Raw genomic sequence first — 13966 nt, 5'->3', positions numbered from 1 at the left:
CGCACAGCCTATGCGCTGCCACAAGAGCCCGAACCGGACCCGATCCCTCCGCGACCGAGAGTGACCAACTGTCACGACGCCATGACAACCGCACCATGATTCCGACACACCGAAGCCGCGTTTCACCGCCCCAGCTTCCCCATATGGCTCCCTATTTGGCAGGCTGTCCACGCAACTCGGGGGATTGCAGGAGGGGAAGACCGACACCATGTACGCAGCAACAACGCCCACACAGGGTGACCCACGCCTCAACTGGAGCAGCAGCGCCGAGACCACCCGCGCACCCTCCCTGCGCCACCGCCGCGACGGAATCCTCCCCACCGTGGGAGCCGCCCTCTCCGTCCGCGGCGAAACCCTCACGTGCACCGCGGGCCGCGGCGACCGGCCCCCCGCCCTGCACCCCCTCGTCCAGGACTTCCTCGACACCCTCACCAGCAGCCAGCGGGAACGCTTCACCGGCCGCTGCCCCGAAGCCATCCTGCTCTCCCGGCACCTCACCGCCACCGAGAACAACCGCTCCAAGCGCGCCCAGCGCAAACCCCTCACCCACGGCGAAGCCCGCCGCTCCCTCAAACAGGCCAAAATCACCGCCCGCCGCATCCGCGAGGACGGCGACCCCCTCCACGGCAGCTACGCCGCACCCTGCCGCTCCTGTACGGCCATGCTCGCCCACTTCGGCGTCCGCGCCGTCGACCCCACCACACCCGTCGAGAACGGCTGACCGCACCCCATGCCCGACCACCTCAGCACCACCCGCTTCCCGGTCAACGTCGACGCCGCCCTCCGCGAGGCCGGCTGGCAACCCGGCCGCTGGGACATCAAACTCGCCGAAGAATGGGCCGACACCCTGCGCGCCCACGTCTCCCCCGCCGGCCACCGGCACAGCGTCTTCCCCGCCGCCGTCGAAGCCTGGGCCGAATTCGGCGGCCTGCGGATCACCGCACCCGGCCACGGCCGACAGATAGCACCCGCCGCCGTCCGCTTCGACCCCCTCGCCGGACTCCACCTCTCCCGCACCCTCGCCGACCTCGGCCGCGCCCTGGACACCGAGATCGCCCCCCTCGGCGAAGAAGGCGACCACCAGGCCGTCCTCGCCATGGACGCCGAAGGCCGCGTCTACAGCCTCGACCACGCCGGCGACTGGTACCTCGGCAAGGACATCGACACGGCCCTGTCGACCCTCATCACAGGGGCCCAGCCGACCCGCCTCACCGCCGGCTAACCCACCGACAGGGTCGGCAACACCGCCGACACCCTGAAACCCCCCGCATCCGTCGGCCCCGACACGAACACACCCCCGAGCCGCACCACCCGCTCACGCATCCCCACGAGCCCGTTCCCACCGCTCGGCAGCCCCACGTCCGCCGCCGACCCGTCCGACGGCCCGTTCTCCACCTGCATCGCGACCTCGGCCTCCCGGTGCGCCAACCGCACCACGACCTCCGCACCCGACGCGTGCTTGTGGACGTTCGTCAACGCCTCCTGCACCACCCGGTACGCCGTCCGCTCCACCTCCGGGGCATACGGACGCGCCTCCCCCGTCACCACCAGCTCCACCGCCGCCCCCGCCAGCCGCGACTGCTCGCACAACGCCTCCAAGGCGTCCAGACACGGCCCGTCCTCGGCAGCCGCCTCAGCAGCGGCGGCAGCGGCCCGCCCGACCGCAGCGAGAGGCACAGCGGCGGGAGCCACGGGAACCGCCCCCTCCCGCAGCACCCCCAACATCTCCCGCAACTCCGTCAACGCCTGCCGCCCCATGTCCCCCACCAGCGCCGCGTTCCTCACCGCCTTCTGCGGATCCTTCAACGCCACCGCCTGCAACGCCGCCGCGTGCACCACCATCAACGACACCCGGTGCGCCACCACGTCGTGCATCTCCCGCGCGATCCGCGTCCGCTCCTCCTGCCGCGCCCACTGCGCCCGCTGCTCCGCCCGGTCCGCCAGCAGCGACAGCTCCTGCTCCAGACTGTCCGCCCGCTCCCGCAGGCTCTCCATCAGACGGCGCCGCGCCCCTATGTAGAGGCCGAAGAGCACCGGAGGCGCGTTGAGCCCGAGCGTCATGAAGAGCGACACGCTCGGCACGTACCAGCCACTCGGATCGATGTCCTGGGCGACGTCCTGCCGCATCCGCACCACGGTCACGACGAACACCGCGAGCGTCGACATCCCCGCCAGCACGGCCGTGATCCGCCGGGGCACCTCGGAAGCGGCGAGCGAGTACAGCCCGACGATCCCCATCAGGAAGCCCATCTCGGCGGGCGCGACGGCGATCGACACGAGCACCACGGCGATCGGCCAGCGACGCCGCACGAGCAGCACGGACCCCACGAGCAGCCCGAACACCACCCCCACGGGCACCGGCAACGACGCCTTGCCTGCGAACCCGACGCCCTCGACGGCACACTCCAACGCGGACACGAGCGCGAGCGCCCCGTCCAGCACGGCGCTCCGCCGTCTCCCCCACCACCACCAAGTCCCGACGCCCGCGGCGTCCCGGTCTGCCCCCGTTGTGGTCATACCCACCACCCTACGGGCGGCCCCTACCGTCAACGCGATGAACACCAGTCCCTCGAACAGTTGAATCGCCCGAACCTTCGACCCGGACGTCCGCATTCCGGACGATGGTGTTCGTATGACAGCCGAGATGAACCGGTACGCGGACTTCGACGGCCTACGGAAACAGGCCGTCGCCCTACGCCGCGAGGGCCTCAGCCTCCGCCAGATCCGCGACCACCTGAAGATCTACAACAACGACCTCCTCCACCGCCTGGTGAAGGGCGAGCCACCGCCGGAGTGGACGAAACGCCCGAACGCCAAGGACGACCTCCGCGACCGCGCCCGCGAGCTGCGCCTCCAGGGGATGACCTACGACCAGATCCAGGTCGAGCTGGGCTGCTCGAAGAGCTCGATCTCGCTGTGGGTACGAGACCTCCCGAAGCCGAGCGCACGGAAGAAAGCGCCGGAGATCGCCAAGCGGGATCGGACACCGAGGCAGCGCCTCAGCAATGAGGACCGCCAGCGCGCGACGGCGGCGGCCGCTGCAGAGATCGGATACCTCTCGGATCGCGAGCTCTTCCTGCTGGGGGTGGCCCTTTATTGGGCCGAGGGGGCCAAGCCCAGGCCCCACGAGCGGATCACGTTCGTGAACAGCGACCCGGACATGATCCGTCTCTTCCTCCGATGGCTGCGCCTCGTAGGCGTACCCGAGAACCGCCTCCGCTTCTTCGTCCAGGTTCACGAGACGGCTGATGTTGCCGCCGTCGAGGCCTACTGGGCTGATGTCGCAGGCGCGACGCCAGAGCAGTTCGGCAAGACCTCCGTGAAGAAGCACAACCCGAAGACCAACCGGAAGAACGTCGGAGCCGACTATCACGGCTGCCTGTCGGTACGCGTCCTACAAGGCGCAGACTTGTACCGTCGCATCGAGGGGTCTTGGTACGGCATAGTAGGGGCGGCATCCGCGCCGACTCGAAAGAATCGGACATAGCGGTAATCCCGGGTCGTCTAAGGGCAAGACGTCAGATTTTGGTTCTGATCATGGGGGTTCGAGTCCTCCCCCGGGAGCAGCATGCTCAATTCGGGTCCTGACCATCACGGTCAGGACCCGCACTCATGTCCGCCTCCTTGCCCCCCGGTATCCTTCGTGGGTCCACCACCCAAAGCCGAAGGGCATTCCCGTGAGCGCCAACCGCCCGGCAGCCGTCGTCGTCCTCGCAGCGGGTGAGGGCACCCGCATGAAGTCGAAGACCCCCAAGGTCCTGCACGAGATCGCCGGGCGTTCGCTCGTCGGGCACGTCGTGTCCGCCGCCCGGGAGCTGGAGCCCGAGCACCTCGTCGTGGTCGTCGGGCACGCCCGTGAGCTCGTGAAGGAGCACCTCGACGCGTACTACCCCGGTACCCGGACCGCCGTCCAGGAGCAGCAGAACGGCACCGGGCACGCGGTGCGGATGGCGCTGGAGGAGCTCGTCGAGGTGCCCGAGGGGACCGTCGTCGTGGTGTGTGGCGACACTCCGCTGCTGTCCGGGGGGACGCTGAAGGCGCTCGCGGACACGCATGCCGCCGACCGCAACGCCGTGACCGTGCTGACCGCCGAGGTGCCGGACTCCACGGGGTACGGGCGGATCGTGCGGGACGCCGACGGGGCCGTGACGGAGATCGTCGAGCACAAGGACGCCTCGGCGGAGCAGCTCGCGATCCGTGAGATCAACTCGGGTGTGTTCGCGTTCGACGGGAAGCTGCTGGCGGAGGCGATCAGGCAGCTGCGGACGGACAACAGCCAGGGTGAGGAGTACCTCACCGACGTGCTGTCGATTCTGCGCGGGGCGGGTCACCGGGTCGGCGCCTCCGTAGCCGGGGACCACCGCGAGATCCTGGGGATCAACAACCGCGTGCAGCTCGCCGAGGCCCGTGCGCTGCTGAACCAGCGGCTGCTGGAGCGGGCGATGATGGCCGGCGTGACGGTGGTGGATCCGGCTTCCGTGTTCGTGGACGTGACGGTGACGTTCGAGGCGGACGCGGTGATCCTGCCGGGTACGCAGTTGCACGGTGCGACGCACGTCGCCGAGGACGCGGTGGTGGGGCCGAACACGCGGCTGACGGACGTCACCGTGGGCAAGGGTGCCCGGGTGGACAACACGGTGGCCTTCTCGGCCTCCGTGGGTGAGGGTGCTTCCGTGGGTCCGTACGCGTATCTCCGTCCGGGGACGAACCTGGGGAAGAAGTCGAAGGCCGGTACGTACGTCGAGATGAAGAACGCGACGATCGGTGAGGGTACGAAGGTGCCGCACCTGTCGTATGTGGGTGACGCGACGATCGGCGAGTACTCGAACATCGGTGCGGCGAGTGTCTTCGTGAACTACGACGGTGAGGCGAAGCACCACACCACGATCGGGTCTCACTGCCGTACGGGTTCGGACAACATGTTTGTGGCTCCCATCACCATCGGGGACGGGGCCTACACCGCCGCGGGGTCCGTGATCACGAAGGACGTGCCGGCCGGTTCGCTCGCCGTGGCCCGGGGCCAGCAGCGGAATATCGAGGGTTGGGTGGCCCGGAAGCGGCCCGGCAGTGCTGCCGCGCAGGCCGCTCAGGCCGCCGCTGAGGAGTCCGCCGGCGAAAGCTGACCGGAAACAGGTACGTCGAACTCGGCGTACCGTGATACGTGCACACAAATTCGGCTGGCACGCACATGCGCTCGGAAGGCGCGGGATCGCGGCCAGGGAACACGTCTGAGGAGACAGTGCTGTGACCGGGATCAAGACGACCGGCGAGAAGAAGTTGATGCTCTTCTCCGGCCGCGCCCACCCCGAGCTGGCCGAGGAGGTCGCGCACCAGCTGGGCGTCGGTCTCGTTCCGACCAAGGCGTTCGACTTCGCCAACGGTGAGATCTACGTCCGCTTCCAGGAGTCGGCGCGTGGCGCGGACTGCTTCCTGATCCAGAGCCACACGGCTCCGATCAACAAGTGGATCATGGAGCAGCTGATCATGATCGATGCTCTGAAGCGGGCTTCCGCCCGGAGCATCACCGTGATCATCCCGTCGTACGGCTATGCCCGTCAGGACAAGAAGCACCGTGGTCGTGAGCCGATCTCGGCGCGCCTGGTGGCGGATCTGCTGAAGACGGCGGGTGCGGACCGGATCCTGACGGTGGACCTGCACACGGACCAGATCCAGGGCTTCTTCGACGGTCCGGTGGATCACCTGTCGGCGCTGCCGGTGCTGGCGGACTACGTGGGTGCGAAGGTCGACCGTTCGAAGCTGACGATCGTCTCTCCGGACGCGGGTCGTGTGCGGGTCGCCGACCGCTGGTGCGACCGTCTGGACGCGCCGCTGGCGATCGTGCACAAGCGTCGTGACAAGGACGTCGCCAACCAGGTGACGGTGCACGAGGTCGTCGGTGACGTGAAGGGCCGTGTGTGTGTCCTGGTGGACGATATGGTCGACACGGGCGGCACGATCTGTGCGGCGGCGGACGCGCTGTTCGCGCACGGTGCGGAGGACGTCATCGTGACGGCGACGCACGGCATCCTGTCGGGTCCGGCGGCGGACCGGCTGAAGAACTCCAAGGTGAGCGAGTTCGTGTTCACGGACACGCTGCCGGTGCCGGGTGCGCTGGAGCTGGACAAGATCACGGTGCTGTCGATCGCTCCGACGATCGCGCGTGCGGTGCGCGAGGTGTTCGAGGACGGTTCGGTGACGAGCCTCTTCGAGGAGCACTGAGCTTCACAGGTGTGAGGGTGGGCCGTTTTCCCCGTTCGGGGGAGGCGGCCCTTCCGCGTTCGGTCGGCTTGATCCATTTGGGCGGGCCGGGGGCGGCGGGTAGACTGCCGTAGTTGCTCGGCGAGGGAGGCCGTACCCGTGAGTGGGTCTCGGCGGTCCGTTATCGACGCGCTCTTCGTAGCAGGCCATCGCCAGTCGTGGCCGGGTGACCACTTTTTTCGTCACCTTCTACGAGGAGTGCACCATGTCCGAGGTCAAGCTCGCCGCTTCCGTCCGCACCGAGTTCGGCAAGGGCGCCGCCCGTGCCATCCGTCGTGACGCCAAGGTTCCCGCCGTCGTCTACGGCCACGGTTCGGACCCGATCCACGTCACCCTCCCGGCCCACGACCTCGGTCTCGCGCTGCGTACGCCGAACGTCCTGCTCTCGCTGGACATCGACGGCACCAACGAGCTGGCGATCCCGAAGGCCGTCCAGCGTGACGCCATCAAGGGCTTCCTGATCCACGTCGACCTGCTCCTGGTGAAGCGCGGCGAGAAGGTCACCGTCGAGGTTCCGGTCCAGGCCGAGGGTGAGCTCGCCGCCGGTGGCAACCTGCTGGAGCACGTCCTGTCGACCCTGTCGGTCGAGGCCGAGGCCACCCACCTTCCCGAGGCCTTCACGGTCTCCGTCGAGGGCCTGGAGGCCGGTGCCTCCGTCCTCGCGAAGGACGTCGCCCTTCCGAACGGCGTGACCCTGGTCACCGACGCCGACGCCGTGGTCCTCCAGGTCCTGGCCGCGCAGGCCGAGGAGCCGGCCGCCGAGGCCGAGGGTGAGGCCGAGGGCGCCGAGGCCTGAGCCGTAGGCTCTGTCTGACGTGACGGGGTGATGGGCCGTTCGGGCCCGTCACCCCGTTTCTCTTGTACGGATACGAGGAGACCTGACGCACATGACGGACGATGCCAACGCCCCCTGGCTGATCGTCGGCCTCGGCAACCCGGGGCCGGAGTACGCGGCCAATCGCCACAACATCGGTTTCATGGTCGTGGACCTGCTGGCGGAGCGGATCCGCGGTTCGTTCAAGCGGGCGCAGAAGGCGCAGGCGCAGGTGGTGGAGGGCCGGATGGGGCCTCCGGGGCCCGGGAGCCGGCGGGTGATCCTCGTGAAGCCGATGTCGTACATGAATCTGTCGGGCGGTCCGGTGACGGCGCTGCGCGACTTCTACAAGGTGCCGACGGCGCACGTCGTGGCGGTCCATGACGAGTTGGACATCGATTACGGGGTGCTGCGGCTGAAGCTGGGCGGCGGTGACAACGGGCACAACGGTCTGAAGTCGATGACGAAGGCGATGGGCGCGGAGTATCACCGGGTGCGGTGCGGGATCGGGCGTCCGCCGGGTCGGATGCAGGTGGCGGACTTCGTGCTGAAGGACTTCTCGTCGGCGGAGCGCAAGGACCTGGAGTGGTTCGTGGACCGGGCGGCGGATTCGGTGGAGTGCCTGGTGGCGGAGGGTCTGGAGCGGGCTCAGTCGGCGTACAACTCGTAGGGCCTGGCGTCTGGAACGTACGACTGTACGATCGCGGGTCATGACGCACGTCCGTACCGCCGCCATGGCCCTGGTCGCTCTGCTCCTCGTCGTCGCGGGTGCCTGGGCCTCGTGGAACTCCGCTCAGCACGTCCTGCTCGCGAAGGGTCGTGAGCACGGGACGTTGACGGTGACCGACTGCACGGACGAGACGTGCAGCGGGCGTTATGTGCCGGAGGATCCGTCGTCGTCGCGCCGGACGTTGTCGATCGCGCGTTCGGTGGCGGCGGAGAAGGGCGTGACGATCCCGGTGGTGGTGAAGCCGGGTACGGACGAGGGCGTGCGGACGGGTTGGGGCGGGGGGTTGCACGCCTGGCTGCCGTTGGGCGGGGCGTTGTTGCTGGCGGCGCCGTTGGTGGGCGGTGGGATGCGGCTGCCGCGGACGGCGTGGTCGTTGGCGGGGGTCGGTGGTGCGGTGTTGGTGGCGGCGTTCTTCGCGCTGTGACCGGTTCGGTCCCGTTCGTTCCCGGTTGTGGGGTCAATCGTTATGGGCCGTTGGCTGAAGGGCGGTTCGGGGCGGCGGATAGGCTGCGTCCGCCACCTCCCACGGCATCCTCATCCCACAGATGGACGACTGCACATGCGACGTTCCTTCCTTCCCGCAGCCGCTCTCGTCGCGGCCATGGCGGGCTCCGTGATCCTGGCTCCGACCGCGTTCGCCTCCCAGGGCCCGAAGGACACCGGGGGTGACAACGGTACGGCCAAGATCCACGATGCCAGGACCGGCGAAGAGCTCATGAAGAACGAGCCCCACGTCTGCACCTTCTACCTCGACGGCTTCAAGTTCGACGGTGCGCAGAAGGTCGACTGGAGCATCGAGGGCCAGGCTCCGACGAAGGACCTGAAGGGCACCACCGGTTCGCTGGTCCTGGACGGTACCGGTCACGAGCGCACCGCCGACCTGTCTCTCCCGGACGGCCACTACAAGCTGACCTGGAAGTTCGACAACGAGAAGGGCAACAGCGGCAAGCACAAGGTCTTCTGGGTCGACTGCGAGGGCGAGACCACCACCGGTGGCACGACCGGTGAGCAGACCACGGGCGGCTCGGCCACCGGTGAGCAGACGACCGGCGGCTCCACCACGGGCGAGCAGACGACCGGCGGCTCGACCACCGGTGAGCAGACCACGGGCGGCTCCACCACCGGTGGGACCACCGCGACCGGTGGTGCGTCGACCGGTGAGGCCACGGGCGGCTCCGCCGCCGGCGGTTCGGACACCAAGGGCGAGGGCAACCTCGCCGAGACCGGTTCCAGCGCCCCGGTCGGCATCATCGGCGCCGCCGCGCTGGCCCTCGCGGCCGCCGGTGCGGTGCTGGTGACCCGCCGTCGCAGGGCCCAGCAGGACTAGTTCCGTGACGGAGCCCCCGCCGGATTCCCGGCGGGGGCTCTGTCGTGCGTGCGGGAAGACCGTCAGCCGGTGTTGCGGAGGCCCGCCGCGACGCCGTTGACGGTGAGGAGCAGGGCCCGTGCGAGCAGCGGGTCCGGTTCCTCGCCGCTTTCGGCGGCCGCGCGCTGGCGGGCGAGGAGGGCGACCTGGAGGTAGGAGATCGGGTCCAGGTAGGCGTCGCGGATGGCGAAGGTCTGCTGGAGGACCGGGTTGGAGTCGAGGAGCTTCTCGCCTCCGGTGACCTTGAGGACCTCGGCGACGGTCAGCGCGTGCTCGGCCTCGATGGTGTCGAAGACGTGCTTGAGGTGGTCGGGGACGAGGGTGTCGACGTAGTGGCGGGCGATCCGCAGGTCGGTCTTGGCGAGGGTCATCTCCACGTTGGAGAGGAAGTTGCGGAAGAAGCCCCAGCGTTCGTGCATCTCGCCGAGGACGGCGTCGAGGCCGGCCTCGCGCAGGGCCTTGAGGCCGGAGCCGACGCCGAACCAGCCGGGGACGATCTGGCGTGACTGGGTCCAGCCGAAGACCCACGGGATGGCCCGCAGCCCGTCGAGCGAGACGCCGGAGCCGGGGCGGCGGGAGGGCCGGGAGCCCAGGTGCAGGTCGGCGAGCTGGTCCACCGGTGTCGACGCGAGGAAGTACGTCGGCAGGTCGGGATCCTCGACGAGGCGGCGGTAGGCGGCGTGGGCGGCGTCGGAGACGACGTCCATGGCCGCGTCCCAGCGGGCGAGGGCGTCGTCGGACTGGCGGGGCGCGGTGTGCAGGGCGGAGGCCTGGAGGGTGGCGGCGACCGTCAGTTCCAGGTTCTCCCTGGCCAGGGAGGGGATGAGGTACTTGTCGGAGATGACCTCGCCCTGTTCGGTCACCTTGATCTCGCCCTCCAGGGTGCCCCAGGGCTGGGCGAGGATGGCGTCGTGGGAGGGGCCGCCGCCGCGGCCGACGGTGCCGCCGCGGCCGTGGAAGAGGCGGAGGCGGACGCCGTAGCGGTGGGCGACGTCGCGGAGGCGGCGCTGGGCGCGGTGGATCTCCCACTGGCTGGTGGTGATGCCGCCGAACTTGGAGGAGTCGGAGTAGCCGAGCATGACCTCCTGGACGTCGCCGCGCAGCGAGACGAGGCGGCGGTAGGAGGGGTCGGCGAGCATGTCGTCGAGGATGACGTCGGCGGCCTTGAGCTCGTCGGTGGTCTCCAGGAGCGGCACGATGCCGATCTTGGCCCAGCCGGCGTGGAGGTCGATGAGGCCGGCCTCGCGGGCGAGGACGGTGGCGGCGAAGACGTCGTCGGCGCCCTGGCACATCGAGATGATGTAGGACTCGATGACCTCGGGGCCGAAGCGTTCGAAGGCTTCCTTGATGGTGTGGAAGACGCCGAGGGTCTTCTCGCCGGCGGCGTCGAGCGGGGCCGGGGTGGGGGCGAGGGGGCGGCGGGAGCGGAGCTCCTTGGCGAGGAGCTTCTGCCGGTAGTCGCGGGGCATGTCCGCGTACCGCCAGGACTCCTCGCCGAGGCGGTCGAAGAGCTGGCCGAGGGCGTGGTGGTGGGCTTCGGCGTGCTCGCGGACGTCCATGGTGGCGAGCTGGAGGCCGAAGGCGGAGAGGGTGCGGATGACCCGGTCCATGCGGCCGTCGGCGAAGAGGGCGCCGCGGTGTTCGCGCAGGGAGGTCTGGATGAGGGTGAGGTCGCGGATGAGGTCGGCGGTGCCGAGGTAGTCGCGGCCTTCCTGGTGGGGGGTGCCGTGGGCGAGGCGCTCGCGGGTGTTGACGAGCTTCTGCCGGATGCAGGTGGCCTTGAGCCGGTAGGGCTCCTCGGCGTTGAGGCGCTTGTAGCGGGGGCTGATCTCCGGGAGGAGGTCCAGGTCGCGCTGGAGGGAGTCCAGGAGTTCCTGGGTGGCTCCGGTGTAGCGGATGGAGTTGGAGAGGAGTCCGCGGAGGAAGTCGATGAGTTCGAGGGCGTCGGTGATGCCGTGCTCGTGCTGGAGGATCAGGATGTCCCAGGTCACCTGGGGGGTGACGTTGGGGTTGCCGTCGCGGTCGCCGCCGATCCAGGTGCCGAAGGTGAGGGGGCGGGTGCCGGAGGGCAGCTCGACGCCGACGCGTTCCAGCTCGGCGGCGAGGTCCTCCAGGACGTCGCCGACGGCGTTCGCGTGCAGCTCGTCGAGGTAGTAGATGGCGTTGCGGGCCTCGTCGGCGGGCTCGGGGCGGACGACCCGGAGTTCGTCGGTCTGCCAGATGAGGTCGATGTTCTCGGCGAGGCGGAGGTCGGTGCGGCGCCGGTCGGTCTGGGCGACGGGGGTCTCCAGGAGGGCCGCGATCCGGCGGAGCTTGTTGAGGACGGAGCGGCGGGCGGCCTCGGTGGGGTGCGCGGTGAAGACGGGGCGGACGTTGAGGTTCTTGACCGTCTCGCGGACGTGCTCGGGGTCGCCGTCCTTGAGCATGTCGACGGTGCGGGCGAGGAGGCCGCCCTCGGCGGCGCGCTTCTCGCGCAGTTCGCGGCCGCGGTGGACCTGCTCGGTGACGTTCGCGAGGTGGAAGTAGGTGGAGAAGGCGCGCACGAGCTTGGCGGCCGTCTCGAGTTCGGTGCCCCGGAGCAGCTCGGCGGCGGCTTCGCCGTCCTCGCGGGTGAGGCGGCGGACCTTCTCGACGAGGTCGAGGAGTTCGTGGCCCTCTTGGCGTACGAGGGTCTCGCCGAGGAGGTCGCCCAGTCGGCGGATGTCGGCGCGCAGCTCGGTGCTGGCGGTGGGGGTCTGGTCGGCACTGCTCACAGGTGCGGCTCCTTGCAGTGTTTGAGCACGTCTGGAGGGGTTTCCGGAGGCTTGCGGACCGCGCTGTCCGACGTCCCCAGGATAGGTGTCCACATGGTGGGCGGCGGGCAGGGGCCGGTTGTGCCCTCTTGCCGCGCGCCACGGCGCTGCCATACTTACGACGCCGTAGGTTACGGAGGCGTAGCCACGGGTCCGTCCTTCGACGCGTTTCCCCTTCCCCTCATCCCCCAGGGACATCCATGACCATGAGCCCCCAGATGACGTCGGCGCCCGAGGCGCCGGACGCCGAGGCGCTGCCCTCCGCCACGCTGGGCGGGGACAGCAAGCGTTCGATCGAGCAGATCACCCTGCTGCTGTTCATCACGGTGCCGTTCCTGGCGCTGCTGGCCGCGGTGCCGCTGGCCTGGGGGTGGGGGGTGAGCTGGCTGGATCTGGGGCTGATGGTGGCGATGTACTACATCGGTTGTCACGGGATCACGATCGGTTTCCACCGGTACTTCACGCACGGTTCCTTCAAGGCGAAGCGGCCGTTGCGGATCGCGCTCGCGATCATGGGGTCGCTGGCCGTGGAGGGGCCGCTGGTGCGCTGGGTGGCGGATCACCGCAAGCACCACAAGTTCTCGGACGCGGAGGGCGATCCGCATTCGCCGTGGCGGTTCGGCGAGACGGTTCCGGCGCTGATGAAGGGCCTGTGGTGGGCGCACATCGGCTGGATGTTCGACGAGGAGCAGACGCCGCAGCACAAGTACGCGCCCGATCTGATCAAGGATCCGGCGATCCGGGCGATCTCGCGCCAGTTCGTGCTGTGGACGGTGGTGTCGCTGGCGATCCCGCCGCTGGTGGGCGGTCTGGTGACGATGTCGTGGTGGGGTGCGTTCACGGCGTTCTTCTGGGGTTCGCTGGTGCGGGTGGCGCTGTTGCACCACGTGACGTGGTCGATCAACTCGATCTGTCACGCGGTGGGCAAGCGGCCGTTCAAGTCGCGTGACCGTTCGGGCAACGTGTGGTGGCTGGCGGTGCTGTCCTGTGGCGAGTCCTGGCACAACCTGCACCACGCGGACCCGACGTCGGCGCGGCACGGGGTGCTGCGGGGGCAGCTGGACTCCAGTGCGCGGCTGATCCGCTGGTTCGAGCAGCTGGGCTGGGCGACGGATGTGCGTTGGCCGGCGAAGTCCCGCATCGAAGCCCGCCGCCAGAGCGCGTCCTCGAACGCGGCATGATGGAAGACGTGGCGATCGAGGGCAGGACCGGCAATACGGGCGGCAGCGGCGGAGAGCAGAAGCCCCGGCGTGGGCGCCGGGTGCGGATGACGGGTGCGGAGCGCCGGGAGCAGCTGCTCGACATCGGTCGCACGCTCTTCGCGGAGAAGGGCTTCGAGGGCACGTCGGTGGAGGAGATCGCGGCGAAGGCCGGGGTCTCCAAGCCGGTGGTGTACGAGCACTTCGGGGGGAAGGAGGGGCTGTACGCGGTCGTGGTCGACCGGGAGATGCGGCAGCTCCTGGACGGGGTGACGGGGGCGCTGACGGCGGGGCATCCGCGGGAGCTCCTGGAGCAGGCGGCGTTCGCGCTGCTGGACTACATCGAGAACTACACGGACGGTTTCCGGATCCTCGTGCGGGATTCTCCGGTGGCGCAGTCGACGGGCACGTTCGCGTCGTTGATCAGTGACATCGCCACGCAGGTGGAGGACATCCTGGGTCTGGAGTTCAAGGCGCGGGGTTTTGATCCGAAGCTGGCGCCGCTGTACGCGCAGGCGCTGGTGGGCAGTGTGGCGCTGACGGGGCAGTGGTGGCTGGACGTCCGCAAGCCGAAGAAGGCGGAGGTCGCGGCGCATCTGGTGAATCTGGCGTGGCACGGGCTGGACGGTCTGGAGCAGAAGCCGCGGCTGATAGGGCACCGCAAGAGCTGAGCGGGCGGGGGTCCGGTGGGGTCCCGGGCGGGGCCGGTGGAGGGGTCCGGGCGGGGCCGGGGCGGGAAACGACCGGACGGTCGGATTCGGTGGGGTAAACATCTGGTAATCCGCCACGCCGTGAGTAGACTCGCGT

General features: G+C 69.4%; 13 protein-coding genes and 1 tRNA gene. 12 read left to right on the top strand and 2 right to left on the bottom strand.

The genetic code is table 11. From position 1 onward, the window contains the following. Positions 1–208 precede the first annotated feature (208 nt). Both ACIGW4_RS22030 and ACIGW4_RS22025 read left to right on the top strand, forming a co-directional pair. Positions 209–721, top strand: coding sequence for a YwqJ-related putative deaminase (locus ACIGW4_RS22030; protein WP_123459161.1), 513 nt, complete (start codon positions 209–211; stop codon positions 719–721). A 9-nt stretch (positions 722–730) separates the two neighbouring features. Beyond that, positions 731–1222, top strand: a complete 492-nt coding sequence (locus ACIGW4_RS22025; RefSeq protein WP_123459160.1) for an SUKH-3 domain-containing protein — start codon at positions 731–733, stop codon at positions 1220–1222. On the opposite strand, the gene ACIGW4_RS22020 is transcribed toward ACIGW4_RS22025, so the two are convergent. Beyond that, positions 1219–2517 carry a sensor histidine kinase gene (locus tag ACIGW4_RS22020; protein WP_399582418.1) on the bottom strand — a complete coding sequence of 433 codons (1299 nt, stop codon included), beginning with the start codon at positions 2515–2517 and terminating at the stop codon, positions 1219–1221. The genes ACIGW4_RS22025 and ACIGW4_RS22020 overlap by 4 nt on opposite strands. 115 nt (positions 2518–2632) lie before the next feature. On the opposite strand from ACIGW4_RS22020, the gene ACIGW4_RS22015 reads away from it, so the two are divergent. The 8 genes from ACIGW4_RS22015 to ACIGW4_RS21980 all read left to right on the top strand — a co-directional run bounded on the left by ACIGW4_RS22015 (position 2633) and on the right by ACIGW4_RS21980 (position 9129). After that, the gene (locus ACIGW4_RS22015) at positions 2633–3487 is read left to right on the top strand and encodes a hypothetical protein (RefSeq protein WP_399582416.1); all 855 of its coding nucleotides are present in this window, start codon (positions 2633–2635) and stop codon (positions 3485–3487) included. A 6-nt stretch (positions 3488–3493) separates the two neighbouring features. Beyond that, a tRNA-Gln gene (locus tag ACIGW4_RS22010) sits at positions 3494–3564 on the top strand. 113 nt (positions 3565–3677) lie between these two features. Then, positions 3678–5123, top strand: coding sequence for a bifunctional UDP-N-acetylglucosamine diphosphorylase/glucosamine-1-phosphate N-acetyltransferase GlmU (gene glmU, locus ACIGW4_RS22005; RefSeq protein WP_399582414.1), 1446 nt, complete (start codon positions 3678–3680; stop codon positions 5121–5123). A gap of 121 nt (positions 5124–5244) precedes the next feature. Further along, positions 5245–6219: a ribose-phosphate diphosphokinase gene (locus ACIGW4_RS22000; RefSeq protein WP_015034148.1), complete on the top strand. Its 975-nt coding sequence runs from the start codon at positions 5245–5247 to the stop codon at positions 6217–6219. Between the two features lie 244 nt (positions 6220–6463). Further along, positions 6464–7054 (top strand): 50S ribosomal protein L25/general stress protein Ctc, encoded by a 591-nt coding sequence (locus ACIGW4_RS21995; protein ID WP_399582413.1) that lies wholly within the window; start codon positions 6464–6466, stop codon positions 7052–7054. 91 nt (positions 7055–7145) lie between these two features. Beyond that, positions 7146–7742 carry an aminoacyl-tRNA hydrolase gene (gene pth / locus ACIGW4_RS21990; protein ID WP_123459156.1) on the top strand — a complete coding sequence of 199 codons (597 nt, stop codon included), beginning with the start codon at positions 7146–7148 and terminating at the stop codon, positions 7740–7742. Between the two features lie 40 nt (positions 7743–7782). Continuing rightward, a complete protein-coding gene (locus ACIGW4_RS21985; protein WP_359587848.1) occupies positions 7783–8226 on the top strand; it encodes a hypothetical protein in 444 nt (147 codons plus the stop codon). 135 nt (positions 8227–8361) lie between these two features. Then, a complete protein-coding gene (locus ACIGW4_RS21980; RefSeq protein WP_399582411.1) occupies positions 8362–9129 on the top strand; it encodes an LPXTG cell wall anchor domain-containing protein in 768 nt (255 codons plus the stop codon). Positions 9130–9191: 62 nt separating this feature from the next. Here ACIGW4_RS21980 and ppc read toward each other — a convergent pair whose 3' ends face one another. Continuing rightward, entirely contained in the window at positions 9192–11921 is a 2730-nt protein-coding gene (gene ppc, locus ACIGW4_RS21975; RefSeq protein ID WP_123459154.1) for a phosphoenolpyruvate carboxylase, read from the bottom strand. Between the two features lie 239 nt (positions 11922–12160). Here ppc and ACIGW4_RS21970 point away from each other — a divergent pair, with 239 nt between their 5' ends. Together ACIGW4_RS21970 and ACIGW4_RS21965 are read left to right on the top strand one after the other, a co-directional pair. Further along, positions 12161–13141: a fatty acid desaturase gene (locus tag ACIGW4_RS21970; RefSeq protein WP_260174851.1), complete on the top strand. Its 981-nt coding sequence runs from the start codon at positions 12161–12163 to the stop codon at positions 13139–13141. After that, complete coding sequence (locus tag ACIGW4_RS21965; RefSeq protein ID WP_123459285.1) at positions 13141–13830, top strand: TetR/AcrR family transcriptional regulator; 690 nt, start codon at positions 13141–13143, stop codon at positions 13828–13830. Before ACIGW4_RS21970 ends, ACIGW4_RS21965 begins: the two co-directional genes overlap by 1 nt. Positions 13831–13966: the final 136 nt, after the last annotated feature.

The sequence above is a fragment of the Streptomyces sp. NPDC053513 genome (genome assembly GCF_044544765.1).
Lineage (GTDB): Bacteria > Actinomycetota > Actinomycetes > Streptomycetales > Streptomycetaceae > Streptomyces > Streptomyces litmocidini.
This window is presented reverse-complemented; position numbering and strand designations above follow the sequence as displayed.